This window comes from Streptomyces cyslabdanicus, assembly GCF_052663305.1.
Genome location: NZ_JBQRUW010000039.1, coordinates 35,406 through 58,221 on the forward strand (window position 1 = coordinate 35,406; position 22,816 = coordinate 58,221).

The 22,816-nt window shown below is 74.3% G+C and carries 20 protein-coding genes; 12 read left to right on the top strand and 8 right to left on the bottom strand.

The window, feature by feature from the left end; translation table 11 throughout:
* Positions 1-130: 130 nt before the first annotated feature.
* Positions 131-1,201 carry a zinc-dependent alcohol dehydrogenase family protein gene (locus ACTYVM_RS22755; protein WP_445527711.1) on the bottom strand — a complete coding sequence of 357 codons (1,071 nt, stop codon included), beginning with the start codon at positions 1,199-1,201 and terminating at the stop codon, positions 131-133.
* A 330-nt stretch (positions 1,202-1,531) separates the two neighbouring features.
* Between ACTYVM_RS22755 and ACTYVM_RS22760 the strand changes: the two genes are divergently transcribed.
* The 4 genes from ACTYVM_RS22760 (at position 1,532) to ppk2 (ending at position 4,934) form a co-directional block, all read left to right on the top strand.
* Complete coding sequence (locus ACTYVM_RS22760; RefSeq protein WP_445527712.1) at positions 1,532-1,942, top strand: STAS domain-containing protein; 411 nt, start codon at positions 1,532-1,534, stop codon at positions 1,940-1,942.
* Positions 1,943-1,992: 50 nt separating this feature from the next.
* The gene (locus ACTYVM_RS22765; RefSeq protein ID WP_445527713.1) at positions 1,993-2,586 is read left to right on the top strand and encodes an Rv1733c family protein; all 594 of its coding nucleotides are present in this window, start codon (positions 1,993-1,995) and stop codon (positions 2,584-2,586) included.
* A 115-nt stretch (positions 2,587-2,701) separates the two neighbouring features.
* Positions 2,702-4,042 (top strand): phosphoribosyltransferase family protein, encoded by a 1,341-nt coding sequence (locus ACTYVM_RS22770; RefSeq protein WP_445527714.1) that lies wholly within the window; start codon positions 2,702-2,704, stop codon positions 4,040-4,042.
* 88 nt (positions 4,043-4,130) lie between these two features.
* The gene (ppk2, locus tag ACTYVM_RS22775) at positions 4,131-4,934 is read left to right on the top strand and encodes a polyphosphate kinase 2 (RefSeq protein ID WP_445527715.1); all 804 of its coding nucleotides are present in this window, start codon (positions 4,131-4,133) and stop codon (positions 4,932-4,934) included.
* A 2-nt stretch (positions 4,935-4,936) separates the two neighbouring features.
* On the opposite strand, the gene ACTYVM_RS22780 is transcribed toward ppk2, so the two are convergent.
* The gene (locus ACTYVM_RS22780) at positions 4,937-5,803 is read right to left on the bottom strand and encodes a universal stress protein (RefSeq protein ID WP_445527716.1); all 867 of its coding nucleotides are present in this window, start codon (positions 5,801-5,803) and stop codon (positions 4,937-4,939) included.
* Positions 5,804-6,171: 368 nt separating this feature from the next.
* On the opposite strand from ACTYVM_RS22780, the gene ACTYVM_RS22785 reads away from it, so the two are divergent.
* Complete coding sequence (locus ACTYVM_RS22785) at positions 6,172-6,642, top strand: universal stress protein (protein ID WP_445527717.1); 471 nt, start codon at positions 6,172-6,174, stop codon at positions 6,640-6,642.
* A 68-nt stretch (positions 6,643-6,710) separates the two neighbouring features.
* Here ACTYVM_RS22785 and ACTYVM_RS22790 read toward each other — a convergent pair whose 3' ends face one another.
* Positions 6,711-8,465, bottom strand: a complete 1,755-nt coding sequence (locus tag ACTYVM_RS22790) for a sensor histidine kinase (RefSeq protein WP_445527718.1) — start codon at positions 8,463-8,465, stop codon at positions 6,711-6,713.
* Between the two features lie 164 nt (positions 8,466-8,629).
* Here ACTYVM_RS22790 and ACTYVM_RS22795 point away from each other — a divergent pair, with 164 nt between their 5' ends.
* Positions 8,630-9,490 (top strand): universal stress protein, encoded by an 861-nt coding sequence (locus ACTYVM_RS22795; RefSeq protein ID WP_445527719.1) that lies wholly within the window; start codon positions 8,630-8,632, stop codon positions 9,488-9,490.
* A gap of 7 nt (positions 9,491-9,497) precedes the next feature.
* Here the strand turns inward: ACTYVM_RS22795 and ACTYVM_RS22800 are convergent, their stop codons facing one another.
* Together ACTYVM_RS22800 and ACTYVM_RS22805 are read right to left on the bottom strand one after the other, a co-directional pair.
* Entirely contained in the window at positions 9,498-10,526 is a 1,029-nt protein-coding gene (locus ACTYVM_RS22800; RefSeq protein WP_445527720.1) for a 6-phosphofructokinase, read from the bottom strand.
* Between the two features lie 90 nt (positions 10,527-10,616).
* Complete coding sequence (locus ACTYVM_RS22805; protein WP_445527721.1) at positions 10,617-11,150, bottom strand: GNAT family N-acetyltransferase; 534 nt, start codon at positions 11,148-11,150, stop codon at positions 10,617-10,619.
* A 212-nt stretch (positions 11,151-11,362) separates the two neighbouring features.
* On the opposite strand from ACTYVM_RS22805, the gene ACTYVM_RS22810 reads away from it, so the two are divergent.
* The 6 genes from ACTYVM_RS22810 to ACTYVM_RS22835 all read left to right on the top strand — a co-directional run bounded on the left by ACTYVM_RS22810 (position 11,363) and on the right by ACTYVM_RS22835 (position 15,852).
* Positions 11,363-12,439: a PP2C family protein-serine/threonine phosphatase gene (locus ACTYVM_RS22810; RefSeq protein ID WP_445527722.1), complete on the top strand. Its 1,077-nt coding sequence runs from the start codon at positions 11,363-11,365 to the stop codon at positions 12,437-12,439.
* A gap of 50 nt (positions 12,440-12,489) precedes the next feature.
* A complete protein-coding gene (locus ACTYVM_RS22815) occupies positions 12,490-13,608 on the top strand; it encodes an amidohydrolase (protein ID WP_445527780.1) in 1,119 nt (372 codons plus the stop codon).
* A 161-nt stretch (positions 13,609-13,769) separates the two neighbouring features.
* The gene (locus ACTYVM_RS22820; protein WP_445527723.1) at positions 13,770-14,117 is read left to right on the top strand and encodes a sortase-dependent protein; all 348 of its coding nucleotides are present in this window, start codon (positions 13,770-13,772) and stop codon (positions 14,115-14,117) included.
* Positions 14,114-14,746 carry a class F sortase gene (locus tag ACTYVM_RS22825; protein ID WP_445527724.1) on the top strand — a complete coding sequence of 211 codons (633 nt, stop codon included), beginning with the start codon at positions 14,114-14,116 and terminating at the stop codon, positions 14,744-14,746. The genes ACTYVM_RS22820 and ACTYVM_RS22825 overlap by 4 nt, the downstream gene beginning before the upstream one ends.
* 139 nt (positions 14,747-14,885) lie before the next feature.
* Entirely contained in the window at positions 14,886-15,377 is a 492-nt protein-coding gene (locus ACTYVM_RS22830; RefSeq protein ID WP_400035013.1) for an RNA polymerase sigma factor, read from the top strand.
* Complete coding sequence (locus tag ACTYVM_RS22835) at positions 15,361-15,852, top strand: hypothetical protein (RefSeq protein WP_445527725.1); 492 nt, start codon at positions 15,361-15,363, stop codon at positions 15,850-15,852. Before ACTYVM_RS22830 ends, ACTYVM_RS22835 begins: the two co-directional genes overlap by 17 nt.
* 70 nt (positions 15,853-15,922) lie before the next feature.
* Here the strand turns inward: ACTYVM_RS22835 and ACTYVM_RS22840 are convergent, their stop codons facing one another.
* From ACTYVM_RS22840 to ACTYVM_RS22850, 3 genes are all read right to left on the bottom strand, one after another.
* Positions 15,923-16,507: a LuxR C-terminal-related transcriptional regulator gene (locus tag ACTYVM_RS22840; RefSeq protein ID WP_445527726.1), complete on the bottom strand. Its 585-nt coding sequence runs from the start codon at positions 16,505-16,507 to the stop codon at positions 15,923-15,925.
* Positions 16,508-17,229: 722 nt separating this feature from the next.
* Positions 17,230-20,031, bottom strand: a complete 2,802-nt coding sequence (locus ACTYVM_RS22845) for an ATP-binding protein (protein WP_445527727.1) — start codon at positions 20,029-20,031, stop codon at positions 17,230-17,232.
* Positions 20,032-20,036: 5 nt separating this feature from the next.
* Positions 20,037-22,808, bottom strand: a complete 2,772-nt coding sequence (locus ACTYVM_RS22850) for an AAA family ATPase (RefSeq protein ID WP_445527728.1) — start codon at positions 22,806-22,808, stop codon at positions 20,037-20,039.
* Positions 22,809-22,816: the final 8 nt, after the last annotated feature.

Here is a 22,816-nt window from a genome sequence, read left to right on the forward strand (position 1 = left end):
CCGTCTTTCCGCCTGGCGGAGCGCGTGCGGCCGTTCCGCGCCACGTCTCCCGCGTGTCTCCTGCGCCTCTCGCGTGTCCCCGTCCCGGGGCTCGTTCCCGCGCCCGTCACCCGGCCGGTCGCCCGGCCCGTCAGGCCGCGGGCACCGGGACGACCTCGCGCCGCGGACCACCGAGCACGACCTTCAGCGCCCCCGTCTCGGCGGCATGGGCGAAGACGTCGTAGGCCTCCTCCATGCGTTCCAGCGGGAACGTGTGGGTGACCAGTTGGGAGGCGGGGAGCCGGCCGGCCGCCGCCATCCGCAGCAGTGTCGGCGTGGAGCGGGTGTCGACCAGGCCCGTGGTGATGGTCACGTTCCTGCTCCACAGGTCCTCCAGGTGCAGGGTGGCGGGTCCGCCGTGCACTCCCACGTTGGCCACGTGGCCTCCGGGCCGGACCATGCGCGTGCACAGTTCGAAGGTCTCCGGGACGCCCACCGCCTCGACGACCACGTCCGCGCCGAGCCCGCCGGTGAGGTCCTCGACCAGCTGCTCGGGGCCCTCGCGCGCGTCGGCCACGGCCTCGGCGCCGAGCTTGCGGGCGGCCTCCAGCCGGGCGGCGGACAGGTCCACGACGATGACGCGCTCGGGCGCGAACAGCCGGGCGGTGGCGATCGCCGCGAGTCCGACGGGGCCGGCGCCGACCACGACGACGGTGTCCCCGGGCCGTACCCGCCCGTTGAGCACGCCGACCTCGTAGGCGGTCGGGAAGATGTCGGCCAGCAGCACGGCGTCCGCGTCGGTCACCGCGGCGGGCAGCGGATGCACGGAGAGGTCCGCGTAGGGCACCCGGACGTACTCCGCCTGGGTGCCGTCGATCAGGTGGCCGAGGATCCAGCCCCCGCCGCCGCGGCACTGGCTGTACATGGCCTCGCGGCAGAAGCGGCACCGGCCGCAGGAGGTGATGCAGGAGACGAGGACCCGGTCGCCGGGCCGTACGCTGCGCACGTCGGCGCCGATCTCGACGATCTCGCCGACGGCCTCGTGCCCCAGCACGGTGCCGGGGCGGACCTCGGGCACGTCGCCCTTGAGGATGTGCAGGTCGGTCCCGCAGATGGTCACGGCGTCGACGCGCACGACCGCGTCGGTGGCCTCCTCGAGGTCCGGGTCGGGGACCTCCTGCCAGGCGGACTGCCCGGGGCCGTGGAAGACGTAGCCTTTCATGCCGAACCTCACCCTCTTCGTTCCGGGACGGGTGACCTTCGCGGACGGACGGCCCGCTGCGACGCACGGCCTTCGGACGGCCTGCTCGGTCGGACGGCCGGCACCCGACGGTTCACGGCCGGCGAGCGCGGCCCGCGCTGCGGCGCGGCACCGGGACCGCCCACGCCTTCAGCTTCTCCGACGGTCCGAGGTTTCGCATGGGCCGGTCGGCCCCATCGGCCGCCCGCGGGGCGCGTTCCCACGGGGCGGGGCGACCGCGGGCTCTTCGGCCACCGCGGGGAGGACCGAACGGCCCTTCCCCGCACCGCGCCGGACGGCTTGGCTGACGACATGTCCGAACCCCCCACCGGGCCCGCCGTGAGCCACGCGGAACGCGTGGTCGGCACCGCGACCGTCGTGACACTGAGCGGCGACGTCGACCTCGTCACCAGGCTGTCCCTCGTCGCCCGCCTCGACGCGCTGACCGACGTGCCCCGGCCGGACCTGGTGCTCGACCTGCGCCCGGTGCCCTTCATCGACTGCGCCGGGCTGGGCCTGCTGTGCCGGGTCCGCAACCGGGTCGCGGCCCGCGGTGGCCGGCTGCGGCTGGTCAGCGGCAGTGCGTCGTTCCGGCGGATCCTGCGCCACACCGGTCTGAGCGGTGTCTTCCAGGTGCTGCCGGAGTTCGAGGAGGCCCCGGCCCCGGTCCCGGCCGCCGGGCCGGAACCCCGGCGGGGAGTGGTCTCCGCGGGTCAGCGATGACCGAAAAGCGAAAAAGAATCGAAAAGGCGGCAAAAGGGAGGCGGCGACCGGTGAGCGGCAGGACGGGCCACGGGCGCGTGCGGCGGAGGCTGTGGGGGTGGCGGTGGCGCCGCAATCCGCTGCGTCGGCACGAGGACGTCGTCGAGGCATGGGCCATCCTGGTGATGTGGGTGGTGATCGTGGTCGGCGGCGCCGTCGTCGGGACGGTGGCGGCGCACGCCGCGGGCCAGGAGCTCGCCCGGCAGCACGCCGACCGGCAGCCCGTCCGGGCCGTGCTGCTCACGGCCGCCCCGGAGATCACGTCGGCGGGGGACGTGACCTACCGGGCACCGGTGACGGTCCGCTGGACCGGCCCCGACGGTTCCGTCCGTACCGGGCAGAGCCTGGTGAGCACGGACCTGCCGGCCGGGGCGACGGTCACCGTCTGGCAGGACGGCCGGGGCCGCCTGACCACCGAGCCGCCCGGCCCGGCGGAGGCGACCGCGCAGGCCGCCCTGTTCGGCACCTCGGCGGCGTTCGTCCTCGGCGGCCTGGTCTACGGGACGACGGCCCTGGTCCGACGGCGGCTGGACCGGCGCCGCCGCGACCTGTGGGGCGCGGAGTGGGACCGCGTCGGCCCGCGCTGGAACCAGAGGACGGGCTGACCCGCCCCGCCGGGACGTCCGGCCCCGGAGGCGGTCGCGTCCGGGAAGCGTTCGAATGGAGTCGAGGCGGCCTGCCGCCGCGCCGCCGGAATGACGCACAAGGAGGTGGCGGCGCATGCGCTACGAGAACCGCGCCGACGCCGGGCGACGCCTGGCCCGGTGCCTGGAGTACCTGCGCGACGAGGACCCGGTGGTGCTCGCGGTGCCCCGGGGCGGCGTCCCGGTGGCCTTCGAGGTGGCCCGGCACCTGGGCGCTCCGCTCGACCTGGCCGTGGTGCGCAAGCTCCGCGTGCCCTGGCAGCCGGAACTCGGTTTCGGCGCCCTCGGTGAGCACGGGGTACGCGTCGTCGACCAGGCGGTCCTGAGCGAGAGTGGGCTGGCTCCCGCCGAGCGGGAGACCGTCGAAGACGCCGAGCGGGCCGAGTTGGAGCGGCTGCTGCGGCACCTTCGCGACGACCGGCCGCCCCTGCCCGTGGCGGGCCGGACCGCGCTCGTGGTGAACGACGCGCTGTGGACCGGCGCGGCCGCCGAGGCCGCCTGCCGGGTGGCGCGGACCCGCGGTGCCGAGCGGGTGATCCTCGCGGTCCCGGTCGGAACGGAGGCGGCGCTGCCGCACCTGCGCACGGTGGCCGACGAGGTCGTCTGCCTCCAGCCGCTGCGCCACCTCGGTTCCGTCGGGGCCTGGTACGCGGACTTCGGGCAGGTCACCGACTCGGAAGTCGCCACCCTGCTGTCCGAGGCCCAGCCGACCGGCACGAGCGCCACGGCACCGCTGCCCCCGTCCCCCCCGGAATCCGGCTCGCCGGACCGGGAGATGGAGGTGCCGGCCGGTCCGGTGCGGCTTGCCGCGCGGCTCGGCCTGCCCTCCACGCCCCCGGTGGTGGTGGCCTACGCCCTCGGCTGCGCCGGCGGCCGGCATCGCCCGCCGCACCAGTGCGTCGCCGCCGCCCTGCACCGGGCGGGCCTCGGCACGCTGCTGATCGACCTGCTCACCGAGGACGAGGAGCGCACCCCGCACAACGCCTTCGACATCGTGCTGCTGGCCCGGCGCCTGCGGGCCGCCACCGACTGGCTGCGCCGGGAGACCGGCCTGCCCGTGAGCCTCTGCGGGGCGGGTACGGGCGCAGGCGCCGTGCTGGAGGCCGCCGCGGACGACGAGGTCCGCGCCGTGGTCTGTCTCGGCGGCCGCCCCGACCTGACGCCGCCCGCGGCGCTGGCCCGGGTGAGCGCCCCCTGCCTGTTCGTCGTCGGCGCCCGCGACACACGACTGCTGGGCCTCAACCGGCTGGCGGCGGACTGGATGCGCTGCGACCACCGCGTCGTTCCTGTCCCCGGCGCCACCGACCTGTTCACCGAACCGGACGCGACGGAGACGGTGGCGGACCTGGCCCGGGACTGGTTCACCACCCATCTCGCCCTGCCGGAAGGGTCGTCGAGGCCGCTGACGTCGGCGTGAGCGGCACGGTGTGCCGCGTCCTCGCGGTTCTTCGTCCTCGCGTCCGCCCGGGTGCGCCGACGTCCGTCGGAAAGTACGGTGTCCTGCTGTGACGGCCGACAACAGGGCGGCGCTGCCGCGCAAGACCTACGAGAGTGAACTGCTCCGCCTCCAGACGGAGTTGGTGAGGCTCCAGGAGTGGGTGCGGGTCACCGGGGCCCGGCTGGTCGTGGTGTTCGAGGGGCGGGACGCGGCCGGCAAGGGCGGCACCATCAAGCGGGTGACCGAGCACCTCAACCCGCGCATCGCCCGGATCGTGGCACTGCCCGCGCCGACCGAGCGCCAGCGCACCCAGTGGTACTTCCAGCGGTATGTCGAGCAGTTGCCGGCCGCCGGGGAGATCGTGCTGTTCGACCGGTCCTGGTACAACCGGGCCGGGGTCGAGCACGTGATGGGCTTCTGCACCCAGGAGGAGTACCAGCGGTTCCTGCGCCAGTGCCCCGTCTTCGAGCGGATGCTGGTGGAGGACGGGGTCCTGCTGCGCAAGTACTGGTTCTCGGTGAGTGACGCCGTGCAGCAGGAGCGCTTCCTGCGCCGGCTGGAGGACCCGCTGCGGCGCTGGAAGCTGTCGGCGATGGACCTGGAGTCCATCACCCACTGGGAGGCGTACTCGCGGGCCAAGGACGAGATGATGGTGCACACGGACATCCCCGAGGCGCCGTGGTACGTCGTGGAGAGCGACGACAAGCGCCGCGCCCGGCTGAACATGATCGCCCACTTGCTCGGCACCGTGCCGTACCACGACGTCTCACCGACGGTGCTCCGGTTGCCCGAGCGGCCGACGCCGACCGGCTACGAGCGGCCGCCGCGCGATCTTCAGACCCACGTCCCCGATCACACGGCGGACCTGTGACGTCACGCTCGTTCGGGCACGACGGCCACCGGGCAGGCCGAGTGGTGCAGGGCGGTGTGGGCGACCCGGCCGAGCTGGAGCCCGAACCGTCCCGGCCTGCGCCGGACCCCGACCACGAGCAGGTCGGCGCCCGGCGCGGCGGCCAGCAGCACTCGGCGGGCCGGCCCCTCCTCGGTGCGCCGGCGCACCTTCACCTCCGGTGGTAGGTCCCGCAGCGCCGACTCCAGGGCGTCGGAGGCCCATTCCTCGTACACCCGTTCGGGCTCCCCGCTGATCAGCGGATGGTCCAGGGCCTCGTGAGCGGGGCACCGCCAGGCCCGTACGGCCTCCAGTTCGGCCCCGCGACGCAGGGCCTCCTCGGCGGCGAAGCGCACCGCTGCCGCGGATCCGTCCCCGACGCCGACGACGATGCGGCCGTGCCTCGGGGTCCGGGCCTGGTTGTCGTGGTTGCCGCGGATCACGATCACGGGGCAGTCGGCGTGGGCGGCCACGAACAGGCTGACGGAACCGAGCAGCAGGTCGACGACCGCGCCGCGGCCGCGGGCGCCCACGACCAGGGCGGAGGCGTTCTTGCCCTCCCGCACCAGCGCGTACTCGGGCGCCTCGGGCAGCGCGGCCCTGCTGATCGGCAGGTCGGGGTGGCGGGCGCGGGCGCGCCGGGCGGCGGCCGCGACGACCTCCTCGGCCTCCACCTGGCCGTCCGGCTTGCCGAGTTCCGCCGCGAGTGCGGCGCCCTCGTAGCGTTCCCAGAGCGAGGCGTACACCAGCCGCAGCGGCACCGCGCGCAGGGCAGCCTCGTCGGCGGCCCAGTCGGCGGCCCGCAGACTGGATTCGGAACCGTCGACTCCGACGACCAGCGGCAGATCCATGGTTCTCATCCTTCCTGTCCGAGGGTTCTCATCCTCCCTCTGCGAGAAGAACGGGGTCCTGTGGTGTTCGGTGGGCTGTGGTGTTCGGTGGGCTGTGCTCGTGGTCCTGCGACGCTTCCGCGACGGATGCACCGGTGCACCGGTGCGTCGGTGCGTCGGTGCGTCGGTGCGTCGGTGATCCTCTTCCGAGCGTCCCTGCCACCCGGTGGGGCGGCCATGGGCCGCTGGTCCCGCGCCAGGGCCGACCGGCCCCTGACCGGGGACCCTCCTCCTGGCTGGCAGAGTCGCGTCGGGCCGGGCAGCGTGGACGTGAGGACACAGAGGCGCGTCAAGGACGCCAGGGACGACTACTGCTCAGGGAGGTGGCCATGCAACCCTCTGAACCACGCCGCCGGGTGGTCGTGGGCGTGGACGGTTCGCCGTCCTCGTACGCGGCGCTGCGCTGGGCCGCGGGATACGCCCGGCTCGTCGGTGGTGTCGTGGAGGCGATCCACTCCTGGGACACCCCGTCGGCCATCGGCTGGGCCGGACCCGCGATCGATCCCGAGTTCGACCTGGAGCAGGCCCGGGAGCGCTTCACGGAGGCGCTGCGCAGCGTCTTCGCGGACGACCGGCCCGCGCATCTGGTGGAGTACCTGGTCGAGGGCGATCCTTCGGAGGTGCTGGTCCGCGCCTCGCAGGGGGCGGACGTCCTCGTCGTGGGCAGCCGGGGCCGCGGCGGCTTCGCCCGCGCGATGCTGGGCTCGGTCAGCCAGCGCTGCGCCCAGCACGCGGCCTGCCCGGTGGTCGTGGTGCGCCAGGAGTACGACCAACGACACCAACAACACCAACAACGCTGACCCGTCCCGCGCGCCCGCCCCGAACACTCCGAGCGGTGAAGCCCGGTCGGCCTCCGACCGGGCCCCGTTCAGTCCCCCGGTGAGGGCCGTGGGCCCTCCGCGGTGCCCACCGGCGCGTGCCAGACCAGCCGGGTGCCGCCGCCCTCGGGTGTGGTCCATTCCAGGCTGCCGCCCAGCCTGCGGGCCCGCTCGGCCATGTTGGCCAGACCGCTGCGGCGCCCGTCGGCGGGAATCCCCACGCCGTTGTCGGTGACCGTCAGCCGCACGCTCCGGCCGTCGGTCTCCAGCACCACCTCCGCGCGGTCGGCGTGCGCGTGCCGGGCCACGTTCGTCAGTGCCTCCGACAGGACCGCCACCACCTCGTCCGCGGTCTCCCGGGGCACATGGGTGTCCAGCAGCCCCTCCATCCGCACACCGGGCGCGAACCCGAGCACCGGCGCGGCCTCCCCGACCACCTGCACCGCCCGCGTCCGCAGTCCGGCGCCCGCCTCCTCGTCGTGCGCCCGCAGACCGAAGATCGTCGATCTGATGATCTTGATGGTCTCGTCCAGGTCGTCGACCGCCCGCAGCACCCGCTCCTTGGCCCCCGGATGGTCGATGAACCGGCCCGCGCTCTGCAACGTCATGCCCGTCGCGAACAACCGCTGGATGGCCAGGTCGTGCAGGTCCCTGGCGATCCGGTCACGGTCCTCGAGCAGCGCGATCTGCTCCGCGTCCCGCCGCCGTCCCGCGAGCTCCATCGCCACGGCGGCCTGCGCCGCGAACCCCTTCAGCAGCTCCAGTTCCTTGGCGGAGAAGTCGGTCCCGCCGGCCTCCCGCACGAGCAGGACCACTCCGCGCACGGGATCGCCCGGATCCCCGACGGGCACGGCCACCGCGGGACCCAGGCCCGCGAACCGCGGCGGCCCCGCCGTCACCCGCGGGTCCCGCGCGATGTCCGGGCTGCTCACCGGTACCCCGCCGGCGAACGCCTCCCCGGTCAGCGTGCCCTCCACCGGCAGCACCAGCCCCCGGTGCGCCTCCGACTCGCGGCCGATCGCCAGCTCCACGCTCAGCGTGCCGGTCCCCTTCACCGGCGTCGACATCGCCGCCAGCGCCGCCCCCGTGATCTCCCGCGCGCGCTCGGCGATCAGCCCCAGGACCTCCGCCTGGTCGGCGCCCGACATCAGGCTCTGCGTGATCTCCGCCATGGCCCGCAGCCAGCGCTCCCGCAGCCGCGACTCCTCGTACAGCCGCGCGTTGTCGATCGCCACGCCCGCCGCCACCGCCAGCGTGGCAAGGACCGACTCGTCGTCCTCGTCGAACTCCAGCCCGCCGCGCTTCTCGGTCAGGTACAGATTGCCGAAGACCTGGTCCCGTACCCGGATCGGAACGCCGAGGAACGTGTTCATCGGCGGATGGTGCTCCGGGAAGCCGTACGACGCCGGATGCTCCGACAGCTTCGACAGCCGCAGCGGTTCCGGGTGCCGGATCAGCTCCCCCAGGATCCCGTGCCCTTCGGGGTACGCGCCGATCTGCGTGATCCGCTCCTCGCCCACCCCGACCGTGTGGAACGCCGACAACCGCCTGCCGTCCGGACCGATCACGCCCAGCGCCGCGTACTCGGCGTCCACCAGCGTCGCCGCGGCGTCCACGATGCTGTACAGCACCTGCTCCAGGTCCAGCTCCCGGCCGACCGCGAGCACCGCCTCCAGCAGACTGTGCACCCGGTCCCGGGTGCCCCGCGCCGCGTCCAGGCGCGCCTGCAACTCCCCCAGGAGCTCGTCCAAGCGCAACTGCGGCAGCCGCACACGGGCCTCCCCTGACTCCCCGGAACCACCCACCGGCGACCCTCCAAACCCCCGCGTACCACCGAAAGCCGTTTCACCCACCTGCCAGCCACATTAACGGCCCCGGCAGGGGAGGGCACCGGGAGCCCGGCAGGTTCGGCTGGTGGCGCCGCCGCGGCCCGTCCACAATGGTCCTCTGTCGCGCAGGGGAGGACCGGATGACCCGATTCCTCGTGGCCGGCGTCGACGCGTCCCGGGAGAGCCTCGTCGCGGGCGAGTGGGCGGCCGAGGAGGCGGACCGCCGCGGTCTGGAGCTGCGTCTGGTGCACGCCGCGCCGGCCCCCGCCGACGGCCTCGCCGAACCGCCCGTGGCCCTCTCCTGGCAGCGGTCCGGCGAGGAGGTGCTGGGGCGTGCCGAGGCCTCTCTCGCCGCGGGGCGTCCCGGTGTGGCGATGAGCCGCGTGCAGGTGACCGGCTCCGCGCCGGCCGCCTTGCTCTCCGCCGCCCGGACGGCCGAACTCCTCGTCGTCGGCGCTCGGGGGGACGGCGGATTCGACGGCCTCGTGGTGGGTTCGACGGCGCTGGCGGCGGCGAGCCGCGCGCCCTGTCCCGTGGTGGTCGTGCCCCGACCTCCCGCCACCGCACGGCACGAGGCGGAGGTGGCCGTGGGTGTCGACACCCGCACGGCGGCCGCGTCCCCTGTGGACTTCGCCTTCGGCGCCGCCCGGCTCCGTGCGGCACGGGTGCGTGCCGTGCACGCCTGGGCGCTCGCCGGGGCCCCGCCGTGGACCGCGCTCGCGGTGCCCGAGGAGGACCGGGCGGCATGGGAGGACGAGGAGGTCCAGCGGCTGTCCGACGTGCTCCGGGGCCCGCGGGAGCGGTGTCCGGACGTCCCCGTGCTGCCCGACGTCGTCCTGCTGCACCCGGCCTACGCGCTGGTGCACGCCTCGCGGCGGGCCGGCCTGCTCGTCGTCGGCCGGCGTGCGAGCCTGCGGGCGGCCGAGCAGCGGCTGGGTCCCGTGGCCCACGCCGTCCTGCACCACGCCCGCTGCCCGGTGGCCGTCGTGCCCCACGGGTGACCGGGCGTCAGGTGCCGAAGAACACGTCGAACTCCTCGTACAGCTCCATGGGGACCAGCTTGTTCGTGCCCGTCACGTCCGCGAGCGGGACGCGTACGACGTCCGTGCCGCGCAGCGCCACCATCGTGCCGAAGGCGCCGTCCCTGAGGGCGTCCACCGCGTGCAGTCCGAAGCGGGTGGCGAGCCACCGGTCGTAGGCGGACGGCGTACCGCCCCGCTGGACGTGGCCGAGGACCGTCGTGCGCGCCTCCTTGCGGGTACGGCTCTCCAGCTCCCGGGCCAGCCAGTCGCCGATGCCGGACAGCCGCACGTGCCCGAACTCGTCGCGCGACTCGTCCTTGACCACCATCTGCCCGGCCCGCGGGACCGCCCCCTCCGCGACGACGACGATCGGCGCGTAGTTGATCTCGAAACGCCGCTCCACCCAGGCGCGCACCCGGTCGACGTCGAACTCCACCTCCGGGATGAGGATGGCGTTGGCGCCGCCCGCGACGCCCGCGTGCAGGGCGATCCATCCGGAGTGGCGCCCCATCACCTCGACGACCAGCGTGCGCTTGTGCGACTCGGCGGTGGTGTGCAGGCGGTCGATGGCCTCGGTCGCGATGCCGACCGCGGTGTCGAAGCCGAAGGTGTAGTCGGTGCCGCCCACGTCGTTGTCGATGGTCTTGGGCACGCCGACCAGGTCGACCCCCGCGTCGGACAGCGCGCTCGCGACACTGAGCGTGTCCTCTCCGCCGATGACGACGAGTGCGTCAATCCCGTGCGAGCGGAGGGTCTCGCGGACGCGGTCGACGCCGTCGTCGAGCCGGAGCGGGTTGGTGCGGGAGGAGCCGAGGATCGTGCCGCCGAGCGGCAGGATCCCGCGCACGGCCGCGACGTCCAGGGGACGGGTCATGTTCTTGACGGCGCCGCCCCAGCCGTCCGCGATCCCGACGAACTCCCAGGCGTACTCCTGCACACCCTTGCGTACGACACTGCGGATCACCGCGTTCAGACCGGGGCAGTCGCCGCCTCCGGTCAGCACTCCCACCCGCATGGCCACTCCCTCGCAGATCTCCCTCCAGCTTGGACCCACCGGCCACGGGCCGCACGGCACGTCCGCCGGGCGAGGCGACGTCGGGCGCCGTCACATGGGGAACGACAGCAGACGTACCGGGCCGGTGGGCCAACCCGCCCCGTCGTGCAGTGGCGTGACCATGGTCCGCAGCGGCATCAGCACGGTCCCGCCGGGTTGCTCGACGTGCACGTCCTGGTCCAGGGCCCGCCAGCCGAGCCGTTCGTAGAACGGGACGAGAGGCTGCCGGCAGAAGAGCAGTCCGTGCCGAGGTCCCAGCGTCCGCGCGTGGTCCAGGGCCGCCGCGATCACCCGGCGCGCCAGTCCGTGCCCCCGCACGTCCGGTGCGACGGCCACTCCGCCGACGCCCACCGCTTCCGTGCTGTCGCCGCCGATCGACAGGGGCAGCCTGAGCAGCCCGGCATGGGCCACGAGGCGGTCTCCCAGCCTGACGCCGAAGTGGTGCTCCTTGGGCAGCCAGGTGAGTCCGGCGTAGGCGACGCCGAAGGGATCCGCGCCCTCGCCGAGGATCTCCTTCTGCTCGGCCTGTGCGTAGCGCGTGAGCCGCACCACGGCCGGCGGGGTGGGACGGAGGTGATCAGTCATGGCGACATGATCCCGTTCGCGTCGGCTCGCGGCCAGACCCCCGGTGCCCGGTGCCCGGGTCCGTTCTTCCTCCGCCCACCCCCACGCAATCCTTGTCACTATGGTCGGGTATGGGTCATTTACGGATCCGAACGGCGGCTCAGCCCATGTCCTGGCTTCTGGATCACTGGAAAGTGGCTGCGACGGTGCGGGGACAACCGAGGCGTGCCCTGGTGGCCCTGCCGTTCGTGATGATCGCGCTGATCGCCCTCGCGGACGCGCTGACTCCGCCGTACGTGGAACTCGGACCACTGCTGATGGCGGCACCCGCCGTCACCGCCGCGTTCGCCGGGCCCAAGCTCACCGCACTGGTCAGCGTCCTGGCCGTGGGTGCCCGGCTCCTGGTGGCCTCGTTGCAGCACACGGTGGGGGTCTCGAGCCGGGACGGGGAGATCGCCGCGCTGGCCGCCGGTGCCATCGTGGTGGTCGTCTTCACGGCCGTACGCGACCGGCACCGGCGCGTGCTGAGCCAGGTCCGCTCCGTGTCCGAGACCGCGCAGAAGGTCCTGCTGCGGCCGCTGCCGGACCGCATCGGGCCGCTGACGGTCGCGTCGGTCTACCTCGCCGCCGAAGCCGAGGCGCAGATCGGCGGAGACCTGTACGCCGCGGCGCGCACCCGCACCAGCACCCGGCTTCTCATCGGCGACGTCCGGGGCAAGGGGCTGGCGGCGGTCGGGGACGCCGCGATGCTGCTCGGGTCCTTCTACGGGTTCGCCCACCGCCAGGAGAGCCTGCCGGCCCTCGCGGAACACCTGGACGGCAGCGTCAGATGGGATCCGCACAGCGGCCAGGACAACGGCGAGGAGCGCTTCGTCACGGCGGTGCTCCTGGACGTACCCGACCACGGCGGCTGCGTCGAGGTGGTCAACTGCGGGCACCCCCCGCCGCTGATGCTGCGTCACGGCACCGTGGCGCAGCTCGACCGCAGCCGGTCCGCGCCGCCGCTCGGGCTCGGCGAGTTCAACAGCGGCGAGTACGCCCTCGACGAGTTCACCTTCGAGGAGGGTGACCTGCTGCTGCTGTACACCGACGGCGTGATCGAGGCCCGTGACCGTTCCGGCGCCTTCTACCTGCTGCCCGAGCGTCTCGCCGCGTGGGGCGACGGCACACCCGAGGAGGTGCTCCGGCGTCTGCGCGGCGACCTCCTCGCGTACGTGGGGGGCCGGCTCGCCGACGACGCCGCGGCCATCGCGGTCATGTGCGCGCCGCCGGCCCGGCTGCCGTCGGTCACGCAGGACGCGACGACGTGAGCGCCGGCCTCCACGACAGGCTTCGCGCGGAGATCGCCGCACGGGCGGACATGCTGTGGGAGGTCGCCCTCGGGCTGCACGCCGACCCCGAATGCGCCTTCGCCGAGCATCGGGCCGCCGCCCTGCTGACGGGCGAGCTGGAGAAGGCCGGTTTCGCGGTGGAGCGCGGGGTGGCCGGCCTGCCCACCGCCTTCACCGCCCGCTCGGGTCACGGCCGCCCCGCCGTGGCGCTGCTGCTGGAGTACGACGCGCTGCCCGGCCTCGGGCACGCCTGCGGTCACCACCTGATCGCGGCCGCCGGCCTGGGGGCGGCGCTCGCGCTGGACACGGTGCTCGACGGCTCGGCGGGGTGCGTGACGGCGGTGGGCACCCCGGCCGAGGAGCGCGGCGGCGGCAAGGTCCTGGAGGTGGAGGCCGGTGTGTTCGACGGCGTCGACGCCGCGCTGATGTTCCACCCGGGGGTGTACAGCTGGACGCGGGCGCCGCTGACCGCGTCGGTGCAGTACCGGGTGGCCTTCCACGGCCGCGCCGCGCACCCCACCGGCAATCCGACCGAGGGCGTCGACGCGCTCCTGGCGCTCATGGAGCTGTTCAGCGTGCTGACCGCGCTGGGCCGGCGCCTGCCGGAGGCCTCCCACATCCAGGGCATCGTCACCGACGGAGGCACGGCCACCAACATCGTCCCGGAGTACGCGGAGGGGCTGTTCGGCCTGCGCGCGGCGACGACCCGAGCGCTGGGGGACCTGACCGGGCAACTGCGTGCCTGCGCCGAGGGCGTCGCCCTGGCCACGGGCACCGGGGCCGAGGTGGAGCGCACGACGGTCCGCTACGAGCACTTCCGTGACAGCGGCGTCCTGTCCGAACGGTTCGCCGAGCACCTGTCACGGGCCGGGATCACGCTGACACCGCCCGTGCCGGGCATCCACCTGGGGTCGTCGGACATCGGCAACGTCAGCGCGCGCGTGCCCGCCATCCACCCCTTCGTCGCGATCATGGACGACGGATCCGACCACACCCCGGAGTTCGCCGTGGCCGGCGCCTCCCCGCGGGCCCGCGACACGCTCGTCGCGGTGACCGGCGCGCTGGCGTGCACGGCCGCGGACGTCCTGGTGAGCGCGGACCTGCGCGCAAAGGCGCGGGCACACCACCGGCGCGCGGAACGCGCGTGACGCCGCCGCATCCGCATCCCACCGGACCCGCCGTCCGGAGCCGGGACCCCACACGACTTTGCCATCCCTTTACAACCTGCCCCTGCCCTGCCTCGTCTCTCCGCTCGATCCGCCACCGCCCGCCGACCGGCGGGCGGGCGCCGACGAAAGAGAGCGATCCGATGCGCCGAACCATCCTCACCGTCGCGGCAGCCGCCTGCACCGCCGTGCTGGCGGGAACCGCACCCGCCTTCGCCGACGGGGCCGCTCCCTCCCCGGTCCCCTCCACGGCCACCACCCCCTCCGAGGCCGGCTCGGCAACCCCCGCGCCGATCGCCGAACCGACCCGTGCCCGGGCCGGTGACCAGGTCCGCGCGGTGCCGGCCGGCGCGCCCGACACGGGTGTGACCACCCCCGCCCAGGACTCCGGTTCGCGGAACGGCCTCATCGGCGGCGGCGCCGGCATCGCGCTGGTCGCGGCCGGCGGGGCCGTCCTCGCCGTCCGCCGCCGCCGGGCGACCGGCGCATGACACCGCTCTCCAGGCGCGCGTTCGGCACCGCGGCGCTGACCGCGCTGCTCACGGGCTGCCAACGCGCGGTCGGCGGCCGGTCCGTGACCGCGACCGCCCACCCCGCGGCCCCGGACACGGCCGACCGCACGCCGAGCACCCCGGGCGCCGCCGACTCCCCGCGTCCACTGGGGCGTTCGGTCCCGGTCCGGCTTCTGATCCCGGCCATCGGGGTCGACACCCCGTTGCTGAGCCTGGGGCTGGAACGGGACGGCACCGTGGAGGTGCCCCCGGTCACCGCACACGACCGGGCGGGCTGGTACCGGCACTCCCCCACACCGGGGCAGCTCGGACCGTCGGTCGTCCTCGGCCATGTCACGGTCGGTCCCTACGGCGACGGGGTCTTCCGTCACCTGGACCGGCTGCGGACCGGCGAGACGATCGTCGCCCGCCTGGAGAACGGCACACAGGCGCAGTTCGCCGTCACCTCCGTACGGACGGTGGCCAAGGCGCGCTTCCCGACCGACGACGTCTACGGAAACGTGGACCGCCCGGAGTTGCGGCTCATCACCTGCGGCGGCCCGCGCGACGGCGACGGCTACCGCGACAACGTGATCGTCTTCGCCGCCCTCGGCGCCACCACCCCCTGACGCCGACGACCGGCTCCGCGACGGCGGCCGGGCCGGCGGAACGCGACACCGCCGGCCCGGCATCCTTCCCCCAGGAGCCGCGGCCCCGCCCTTTTCCCGCACGCACGTGCCCGACGCGGCACCCCGACTCTGGAGAGCGTTGAAACGGTCCCGCGACAAGGCAGCGGCCGAACTGTTCGCCGCCCTGTACCCGCGCCTCGCCGGCTGGTGCCGCCGGCTCGTCGACGACGACGAGACGGCCCACGAGATTGCCTCGGAGGCGTTCACCCGGCTCTGGGCCCGCTGGACGTCCGTCGAGGAGCCCCACGGGTTTCTCTATGTGACCGCGGCCAACATCGTCCGCGACCACTGGCGCAAGCAGGAACGCGAGCGCCGCGCGGTGCGCCGCGCCACCACCGAGGCCGCGATCCGCCCCCACTCCGAGCAGACGGACCCGTCGGTACGCCTGCTCGTGCAGTCCCTGCCGGAACGACTGCGCGTCCCGATCCTTCTCCACTACTACGCTGACATGCCGATCCGGGAGGTGTCCGTGCTGACCGGACGCAAGGAAGGCACCGTCAAAGCCGATCTCCATGCGGCCCGAGAACTGCTCCGCGTCCACCTCAGGAGAAGCCTTGACCCCTCGCTTTGACCACGACCCGGAGTTCGCGCCCGACGACCCGCTCACGGTGCTCCTGCGGCCCCCCGCCGACCGCCTCGGGCCGCCCCCGGGCCGCTACGAGGCGATCCGTCGCGCGGCCGGCCGCCGCAGGCTGCTGCGGGCCGCGGCCGGAGCGGCCCTGACCTGTGCGGCGGCCGCCGTCGTCGTACTGCCGCCGCTTCTGTCGGCTCCCTCCTCCCCCGCCACGCCCACGGTTCCGCTGGCTCCGCCGCCTCCCGCGACCGCACCGGCCCCCAGCCCCCCGACCGCACCGACGGCACGCCCGTCGCACTCCGTCACCCCGCGCCCCCTCGAGGACCCGGCGCCCAGGACGATCCCGCACACCCCGAACCGCGCCGCGACAACCGGCAGCCCCGGCCCGGACGGGCCCGACCCGGTCCGCCCGACACCGGCCGCCGAGCGGTCCCGGGTGCTTCGCACACCCGGAACGACAACTCCCCTCTAGGTAAGGTCCGTTCACAGACTCGTGCGGGCCGGGGCATCCCCCGGCCCGCACCAGCGGCCGCGCCGCGCCGTCAGTCCTTGATGAAGTCCTGGACCACCTTCGGCGGCCAGACGCCGACTTTCAGCACCCCCATGGAGTACGCGCGGGAGACCAGCGCCGCCCGGTTCGGCACCCGGAGTTTCCGCAGCAGACAGGTCACGTGGTACTCGATGCCCTGCCGGCTCAGGTGCAGTCGTGAGGCGAGCGGGATCGTGGAGAGTCCGGAGGCTATGCCTTCGAGGATCCGGGCGTCGATCGGGCTCAGCAGCTTCTTGCCGCGTCCGCCGACGACCTCCGAGTCGGCCGCGTCGTCCTGTACGCCGGGCATCATGACCAGGATCGAGGACTCGTCGGGGAGACCGCCGCGCACCATGAGCGCCGTCAGCGGGACGGTGAAGGTGGCGTCGTCCCGCCCCACCGCGATGACGTCGGTGACGAAGCGATCACGCCGGCCCTCGATGAGGCCGGTGAACTGCCGCATCAGCGGCTGCTGGACACTGGGGTGGACGAGGTCGCTGAAGGTCCGGCCGCACAGCTCCGCGGACGAGCCTCCGAACTGCCAGAAGAATCCCTCACTGACCTGCTGGATGGTCAGGGCCCGGTCGAGACGGGCCATGGTGAGGCGGCCCTCGTCGGGCAACGCCGTCTGCGGCGATCCGCCGCCCTCGACGAGATCGCGTGCACGGCCCTTCCCCGATGAGGCAAGGGTGGACGTGAGGGTGCTCGTCCCACGTCGGGAGTTGGTGACCTGCGGCATAATCGCCCTTCGTGCGGTGGGGGGTTGTACTCCGCGTGCGGTGGACCCGGTCCTCCCGGGCCCCGACGGGACGCTTCGGCACGACGGCGCCCGGGCGCCCCCGAAGGGAGGGGCGCACACCGACGTTGGCGGCGGGCAGTGCCTCACGCGTCTGACAACGTTGCCGGACAGCGGCCTCTCGGCGCCGTCACCGAACGTCGGTCCGCGCAGCGGTGAGTACTCATGTGATGGGTGAACAGGTATCGGGTTCCCGTGGTCTTCGTGGTCTCCTGGTCACGAAACCCGCCAATCCTCCGGCGCTTTCCCCTCTCCTCTCTCGCTCCTCTCCCGGGGAAGAAGAAGGCCGAGAAGGACGCGGTTTTGCGGACCATTCAATTCGCCATTCACCACTGGAACCACACCGGGAACTCTAGAGAGCCCACGGTGATCGGGTCAACGTGAACCGACCCGATCCCGCCGATTCTGTGGAGTTGCGGGGGAAGGTTCGGTCGGTCGCCCGAACACCGCCCACAAGGTTCGGTACGGTAACAAAACCGCAGGTCAGAGGCGACTTCCAGGGAACACCGAGACCGAATGCCCGGTCATCCGGCCGCATGCACCCCGGTTTCCTGGAGAACTGCGGCCAGCTCACGCCTGCCCGCAATGCCGAGTTTACGATAGGAGTTTGTCAGATGCTTTTCCACGGCGCGGGCGCTCACTTGAAGTTCAGCTGCAATTTCCTGATTGGTGAGGCCATTGACAACCAGGGATGCCACGCGGCTCTCGGAACGGGTGAGTACGGTCCGTACGGCCGGCGCGGAGGGCCGCCCCTCCGACGTTCCCGGCCCGGGCAGCCAGGGAACGCCGCAGGACTCCGCCAGCTCACCGGCCTCACGCAACGCCTCACGCGCCTCGGCGCCGTCCCCCAGCAGTCGTCCCAAGTCCCGCACGGCCATGAAGAGTTCCAGTCCGTTGGCGGACTCGCGAAGTGTCCCGACGGCCTCCCGCAGCAGCTCCACCCGTGCGTCCGCCCCGTCGGTGCGGGCGCGCAGCCGCAGCGCCCGGCCGACGGCCACCGGCGCTCCCCACTCCCTCGCCCGCGCGTACTCCTCCGCCGCCAGGGTCCGGGCCAGGTGATGGTCGCCGAGCTGGTGGGAGAGGGATATCGCCCAAGGACGCCAGGGGAAGAGCACGGGATTGCGCCACCCCGCGCACTCCAGCTGCCGACCACATTCCAGGGCCGTCTCCAGGGCCGTCCCGGCCTCGCCCCCCTGAGCCTGCTCCGCCATCCGGACCAGGCTCAGCAGTGCGGCCGGGACCGGACCGAGGGACCGGCCGGCCGCCTCACCCACGATGCGTGAACCCAGCTGCACGTCACGCGCCGACAGCGCCAGCGCGCCCAGCACACCGTAGACGAAGCAACGGCTCCCCTCCCCTATCGTGTCGGCCAGTTCGACGACGCGCTCCGCCCGTTCCCGGGCCTGGGGCAGTCGGCCGCGCGCGATGTGGAACAGCGCCCGCCGCGCATGCCCCATGGCGTCGACCCCACCGTCCCCGCCGCCGTCGGCCCCGTGCCTGCTCCGCTCCGCCGCGTTCAGCCAGGACTCGGCGGCCTGCGGGGCGTCGGCGCCGACCAGGGAGAACATCACCAACTGCATCACCGAACCACCGCCGGCGGCGGTCGCCGGTTCCCAGTCGAGGAGGTCGCGTGCCTGACGTACGACCTCCGATGCCGCTCCGTCGGCGCTCAGCGTCGCCGCGTGCAGCAGCACGGCCAGCAGTTCCCGGCCGCCGCGCGAACGGACCGGGGGTTCCAGGGCGCGCAGTCTGCCGACGGCGTCGGCGAGTTGGGCGTAGTCGTCGAGCCCCGTGTACCGCAGCCTCGCCTCCAGGCGCAGGGCCTCGTCGCCGTCGGGGTCGTCGCGCGGGCCCGGATCCACCAGCTCGTCGGCGGCGCGTCTGAGCAGGGCGGCCCCCGACGGGGTCACGGGGCTGGTCACGCAGGGCGAGAGCCGCAGCACCGCGGCGGCACGGTCACGGGCCGTGGGCAGCAGCGGGAGCGCCTGCGCGACATGGGACTCGGCGGCCGGCGGGTCGAAGGACAGCTCGACCACGGCCAGTTCGACCAGCAGCTGGGCCCGCGTACGGTCCTGCTCGGCGGCTTCCAGCAACGCCCGCCGCAGATACCGGGCGGCCAGTTCCGGACTCCCCTTGCGTCGTGCGGTGTCCGCCGCGCTGCGCAGCACCGGGACGGCCCAGGCATACCCGGGCGTCGGAATCGCCACCAGCTGGGCGGCGACCTGCTCCGCCGGGAGCCCGCTGTCGTACAGGACCCCCGCGGCGTCCTCCTGCCAGCGCTGCCGTTCGGCGGCGCTCATCGACCATTCGACGGCGTCCCGTACGGACGGGTGGACGAAGCGCGCCTCGTCCTCGGCGGCCGTCAGCCCGAGTTGGTGCAGGACGCGCAGCGCCGTCGTGAGGCCGACGGGGTCGAGTCCCGCGAGGCGGCCGAGGAGTGCGGGGTCCTCGTGCCCGGCCAGGGTGGCGATCGCGGCCGCCGTGTCCCGGACGGGTCGCGGCTGGAGAAGCAGGCAGTTGAGTAAGCGGTCACGCAGGTGCGCGGGGTGCGCCGCGCGCACGAGACCGACGCTCGCGGCGACGGGCGGGCAGCCCGTGAGGGCGGCTTCGGACAGCACGGGCAGGAGGAACAGCGGGCGGCCCAGGGACAGGTCGTGGCAGGCGCGGACGAAGTCCTGGTCGGCGTGGTCCCCCAAGCCCGCGCGGACGAGTTCCCCGGTGGCGGCCGGGGACAGGGGCGCGGGACGCAGAATGCGGGCCGAGGTGCTCACCACCTCGTGCACGAGTGGGTCGCGCGCGCCCGGGTCGCCGTCCCGCAGGGTGCACACGAGCAGCAGCCGCAGCCCGTCCAGCCGCGGGAGGAGGTGGGCGAGCCAGCGCAGCGACCAGGGGTCGACCCACTGAAGGTCGTCGATGAGGATCAGCAGGGGTGCCGTGGCGCTCAACGTGGCCAGCAGGGAGCGCAGATCGCGCAGAACCGTTCCGTCCGTGGCGCCGCGTTCGGGCACCGCTTCGTCGCCGAGGACCTGCCGGGCGGCCCCCGCGTCGGCGAGCAGCCGTTCCCGGTCCGGTCCCGGTGCCGCGGTGAGCAGGCTGTCGAACAGCTGGCGCACCACGCCGCAGGCGAGCTCTTGTTCCGTCGGTGCGGCGTGGGCCCGCAGCACATGCACCGCGCCCTCGTCGGCGCAGCGAGGCAGTGCGTGCAGCAGCGCCGAACGGCCGATGCCGAGCGGGCCGGACAGCACCATGTGGGAGGAGCGCCCCTCGGCGGCGGCGCGCAGGGCCTGCCGCACCGCCGCCAGCTCGGCACCTCGTTCGAGCAGCATCGCGTTCAGTGTCCTTCCATCGCGCGGACCAGTTCCCGCAGTTCCTGGCGCCCGTTGATCCGCAGCTTGCGGTAGACGCGGGCGAGCCGGAGTTCGACCGCACGGCTGGAGATCTCCAACAGCGCGGCGATGTCCCGGTTGCTGCGGCCGCGGCCGGCCAGGAGCGCGGACTGCCGCTCGGCCTCCGAGAGGTCGCCCCAGCCCGGAACGGACACCGTGCCGGTGGCCGCCCCGGCCAGCGCCCGGGCTCTGACCGCCATGGGAGCGGCCGGGTGAGCGGCGGTCAACGCGCACAGTTCGGCGAGCGACAAGGCGGCCATCCGCCGGTCACCGCCGCTCTCCGTCATCTCCAGGGCCGTGTATTCCGCCAGGACCCGGGCGTACTCCGGACCGGTCGGCGCCGAACGGACCTCTCCCATGGCCGAGCGGATGTCCGTCAGGCGGTCCTCCCGCCCGGTCACCAGCACCGACGTCAGCCTGGCCCAGGCGAGGGTGCTGCCCGTGCCCCAGCGCCGGGCGAGCGCCAGTTCCTGTTCGCTCAGACGCCGGGCCTCGGCCGACTCGCCCAGGGTGTGGCAGGTCAGAGCCGTCAGCGAACGCCACGGTACCAGCGCGGGGTTGAGGTGATGGCGGCTCAGCAGCCGACGGCCGCACTCCCGGAACTGGTCGCGCGCCTCCGCGGGGTTGCCGCCGCGCAGCGCGACCACTCCGCGCGCGAACAGCAGGCGGGGCCAGTGCTCGCTGTCCTCCGCGGCGGGCGGCAGGGGCGTGGCGGCCCGCTCGCGCGCCGCGTCGTCGCGGCCGCTCTCCACGTCCACGACGGCGCGGATGCCGTACAGATGGGGCAGCAGGGCGGCCGATCTGCCGAGCAGGCGCGCCCCCCGCTCGGCGGCCTCCAGGTCGCGCTCGGCCTGGGCGTGCCGTCCTCGGCGAATGTTGAGTTCGCCGCGCAGCGCGAGGATGTGGGGGGCGGCGAGCCGGAGCCGGCTGCCACCGAGTGCGCCGAGCAGCCGGTTCAGGCCGGACTCGGCGTCGTCCAGCGCGTCGGTGAGGCACAGGGCCCGGCACGCCGCCAGGGCGGGCTGGATGAGCGGGCCGTCCGGCCGCTGGTCGTCGGTGAGGGCGGCCTGCGCCAGGTTCCTGACCTCGTGGAGGCTCTCGCCGTACAGGGCGAGTCGCCAGGCGCGCACGGCGGCCTGCGCGTGTGAGGCCGGACGCTGCGGCAGGGGCGGCACCGCGGGCACGGACGGTGCGCCGTTGCCCTGGCCGGTCGGGTCGGCGACCCAGAAGAGCGCGAGCAGGTCGTCCCGTTCCGTCCCGGTCGCGGCGGTCAGCGCGTCCGCGAGCGACCGGCGCACCACCTCGGTGCCGCCCCCGGTGAGTCCGAGGTCGGCGGCGTGCAGGCGCACGGCGGCGGGGTGCTGCGGCGTGCGGATCAGCCGCTCGATCCGCAGGTCTGCGGCCTCGGGCTCGGTGACCAGGTGAACGGCGGCGAGTTCGAGGTCGAGGCCGGCGCGCTCGGCGGGGTCCCGTTCCTCCTGCGCGGCATGCGCGAGGAGCACGGCGGCGCGGTCGTGCTCGCCCTCCCGTACGGCGTGGTCCGCGTCGCGGCGCAGTGTGCGGCCCGCCCAGGCGGACCCGGCCGGGCGCGCGGCGAGCAGGAGGTCGGCCACGGCGCGGTCCCCGGCTCCGAAGCGGTGGGCCAGTTCGGCGGCCCGGAGGTGCAGATCGGTCCGGTCGTCGGCGGTCATCTCCTCCAGCACGCGTACTCGCAGGGCCGGTTCGACCCGCAGACGGCCGTTCGGCAGGGCGTGGATGCCGGCCGTCAGCGCCAGGGCCGTCCGCAGCCGGCGTTCGTTGAGCGAGCCGGCGCGTGCGAGCGTGCGCACGAGGGGGAAGTCGAGCAGGTCCCCGCAGACCGCCAGCGCACGCACCACCTCGCCCGCTTCGGCGCCGAGTTGCCGCACGGCGCTCATCAGGTGGTCGCCGAGCACGGCGGAGCCGGTCGCCCGCAGGACCGGCGCCCGGGACGCGGCCGGCCGGTGTCCGAGCGCGGCGAACCGGTGCAACAGGTCGTGCAGCACCGCGGGATGTCCGCCGCTGATCCGGCCGGCCTCGGCGGTGAACGCCTCGTCCGCCCGTCCGCAGACCCGGGCCACCTCGGCGGCGACCTCGTCGGGGGGCAGGGGGGCCAGGGTCAGGTGATGGGCGACCGGGCCGGGCGCGGAGCCGAGTTCGCCCGGCCACCCGGGATCGGCCGCCGCCGCGTCGACGCCTCCGCACACCACGGCGAGCGGTGCCCCGGCGGATCGGCGCAGCAGCGCCTGGAGCCAGTGCGACGACTCGCGGTCGAGCCAGTGGGCGTCCTCGACGGCGAGGACGGTCGGACGCTCGCGCGCCGCGCGCAGCAGCCGGGCCAGCCCCGGGAAGGGCTCGCGCGGTGGTGCCGGGTTGTTCACCGGTGGGACGCCGAGTGGTTCGAGCAGTTGGGTGACCACCGCGTACGGCAGCTCGGACTCCGACAGCGCCGCTCGGGCGCGCAGCACCCGGTGGCCCGACTCGTGGGCCCGCTCGGCGGCCCAGCGCACCAGTGAGGACTGGCCGAACCCGCTTCGGCCCGACAGCGTGACGAGCACCGGGCCCGAGGTGTCGAGCCCCTCGACGGCGGCTGCCACCATGGCCCGCTCCCGTACCCGGACGCGGGACGGCCGGTCCTCGGTGGCCGGCGCCTGCCGCGCCTGGTCCTGCGGCTGGGGAGAGGGGGTTGCCCCCGTCATCCGTCACT

Bases quoted from the DNA above. Each gene is read 5' to 3' on its own strand.
- ACTYVM_RS22850 (WP_445527728.1), bottom strand. From the start codon at position 22,808: ATGACGGGGGCAACCCCCTCTCCCCAGCCGCAGGACCAGGCGCGGCAG.
- ACTYVM_RS22760 (WP_445527712.1), top strand. From the start codon at position 1,532: ATGTCCGAACCCCCCACCGGGCCCGCCGTGAGCCACGCGGAACGCGTG.
- ACTYVM_RS22815 (WP_445527780.1), top strand. From the start codon at position 12,490: ATGCTGTGGGAGGTCGCCCTCGGGCTGCACGCCGACCCCGAATGCGCC.
- ACTYVM_RS22825 (WP_445527724.1), top strand. From the start codon at position 14,114: ATGACACCGCTCTCCAGGCGCGCGTTCGGCACCGCGGCGCTGACCGCG.
- ACTYVM_RS22840 (WP_445527726.1), bottom strand. From the start codon at position 16,507: ATGGCCCGTCTCGACCGGGCCCTGACCATCCAGCAGGTCAGTGAGGGA.
- ACTYVM_RS22795 (WP_445527719.1), top strand. From the start codon at position 8,630: ATGACCCGATTCCTCGTGGCCGGCGTCGACGCGTCCCGGGAGAGCCTC.
- ACTYVM_RS22820 (WP_445527723.1), top strand. From the start codon at position 13,770: ATGCGCCGAACCATCCTCACCGTCGCGGCAGCCGCCTGCACCGCCGTG.
- ACTYVM_RS22755 (WP_445527711.1), bottom strand. From the start codon at position 1,201: ATGAAAGGCTACGTCTTCCACGGCCCCGGGCAGTCCGCCTGGCAGGAG.
- ACTYVM_RS22800 (WP_445527720.1), bottom strand. From the start codon at position 10,526: ATGCGGGTGGGAGTGCTGACCGGAGGCGGCGACTGCCCCGGTCTGAAC.
- ACTYVM_RS22770 (WP_445527714.1), top strand. From the start codon at position 2,702: ATGCGCTACGAGAACCGCGCCGACGCCGGGCGACGCCTGGCCCGGTGC.
- ACTYVM_RS22785 (WP_445527717.1), top strand. From the start codon at position 6,172: ATGCAACCCTCTGAACCACGCCGCCGGGTGGTCGTGGGCGTGGACGGT.
- ACTYVM_RS22780 (WP_445527716.1), bottom strand. From the start codon at position 5,803: ATGGATCTGCCGCTGGTCGTCGGAGTCGACGGTTCCGAATCCAGTCTG.
- ACTYVM_RS22805 (WP_445527721.1), bottom strand. From the start codon at position 11,150: ATGACTGATCACCTCCGTCCCACCCCGCCGGCCGTGGTGCGGCTCACG.
- ACTYVM_RS22845 (WP_445527727.1), bottom strand. From the start codon at position 20,031: ATGCTGCTCGAACGAGGTGCCGAGCTGGCGGCGGTGCGGCAGGCCCTG.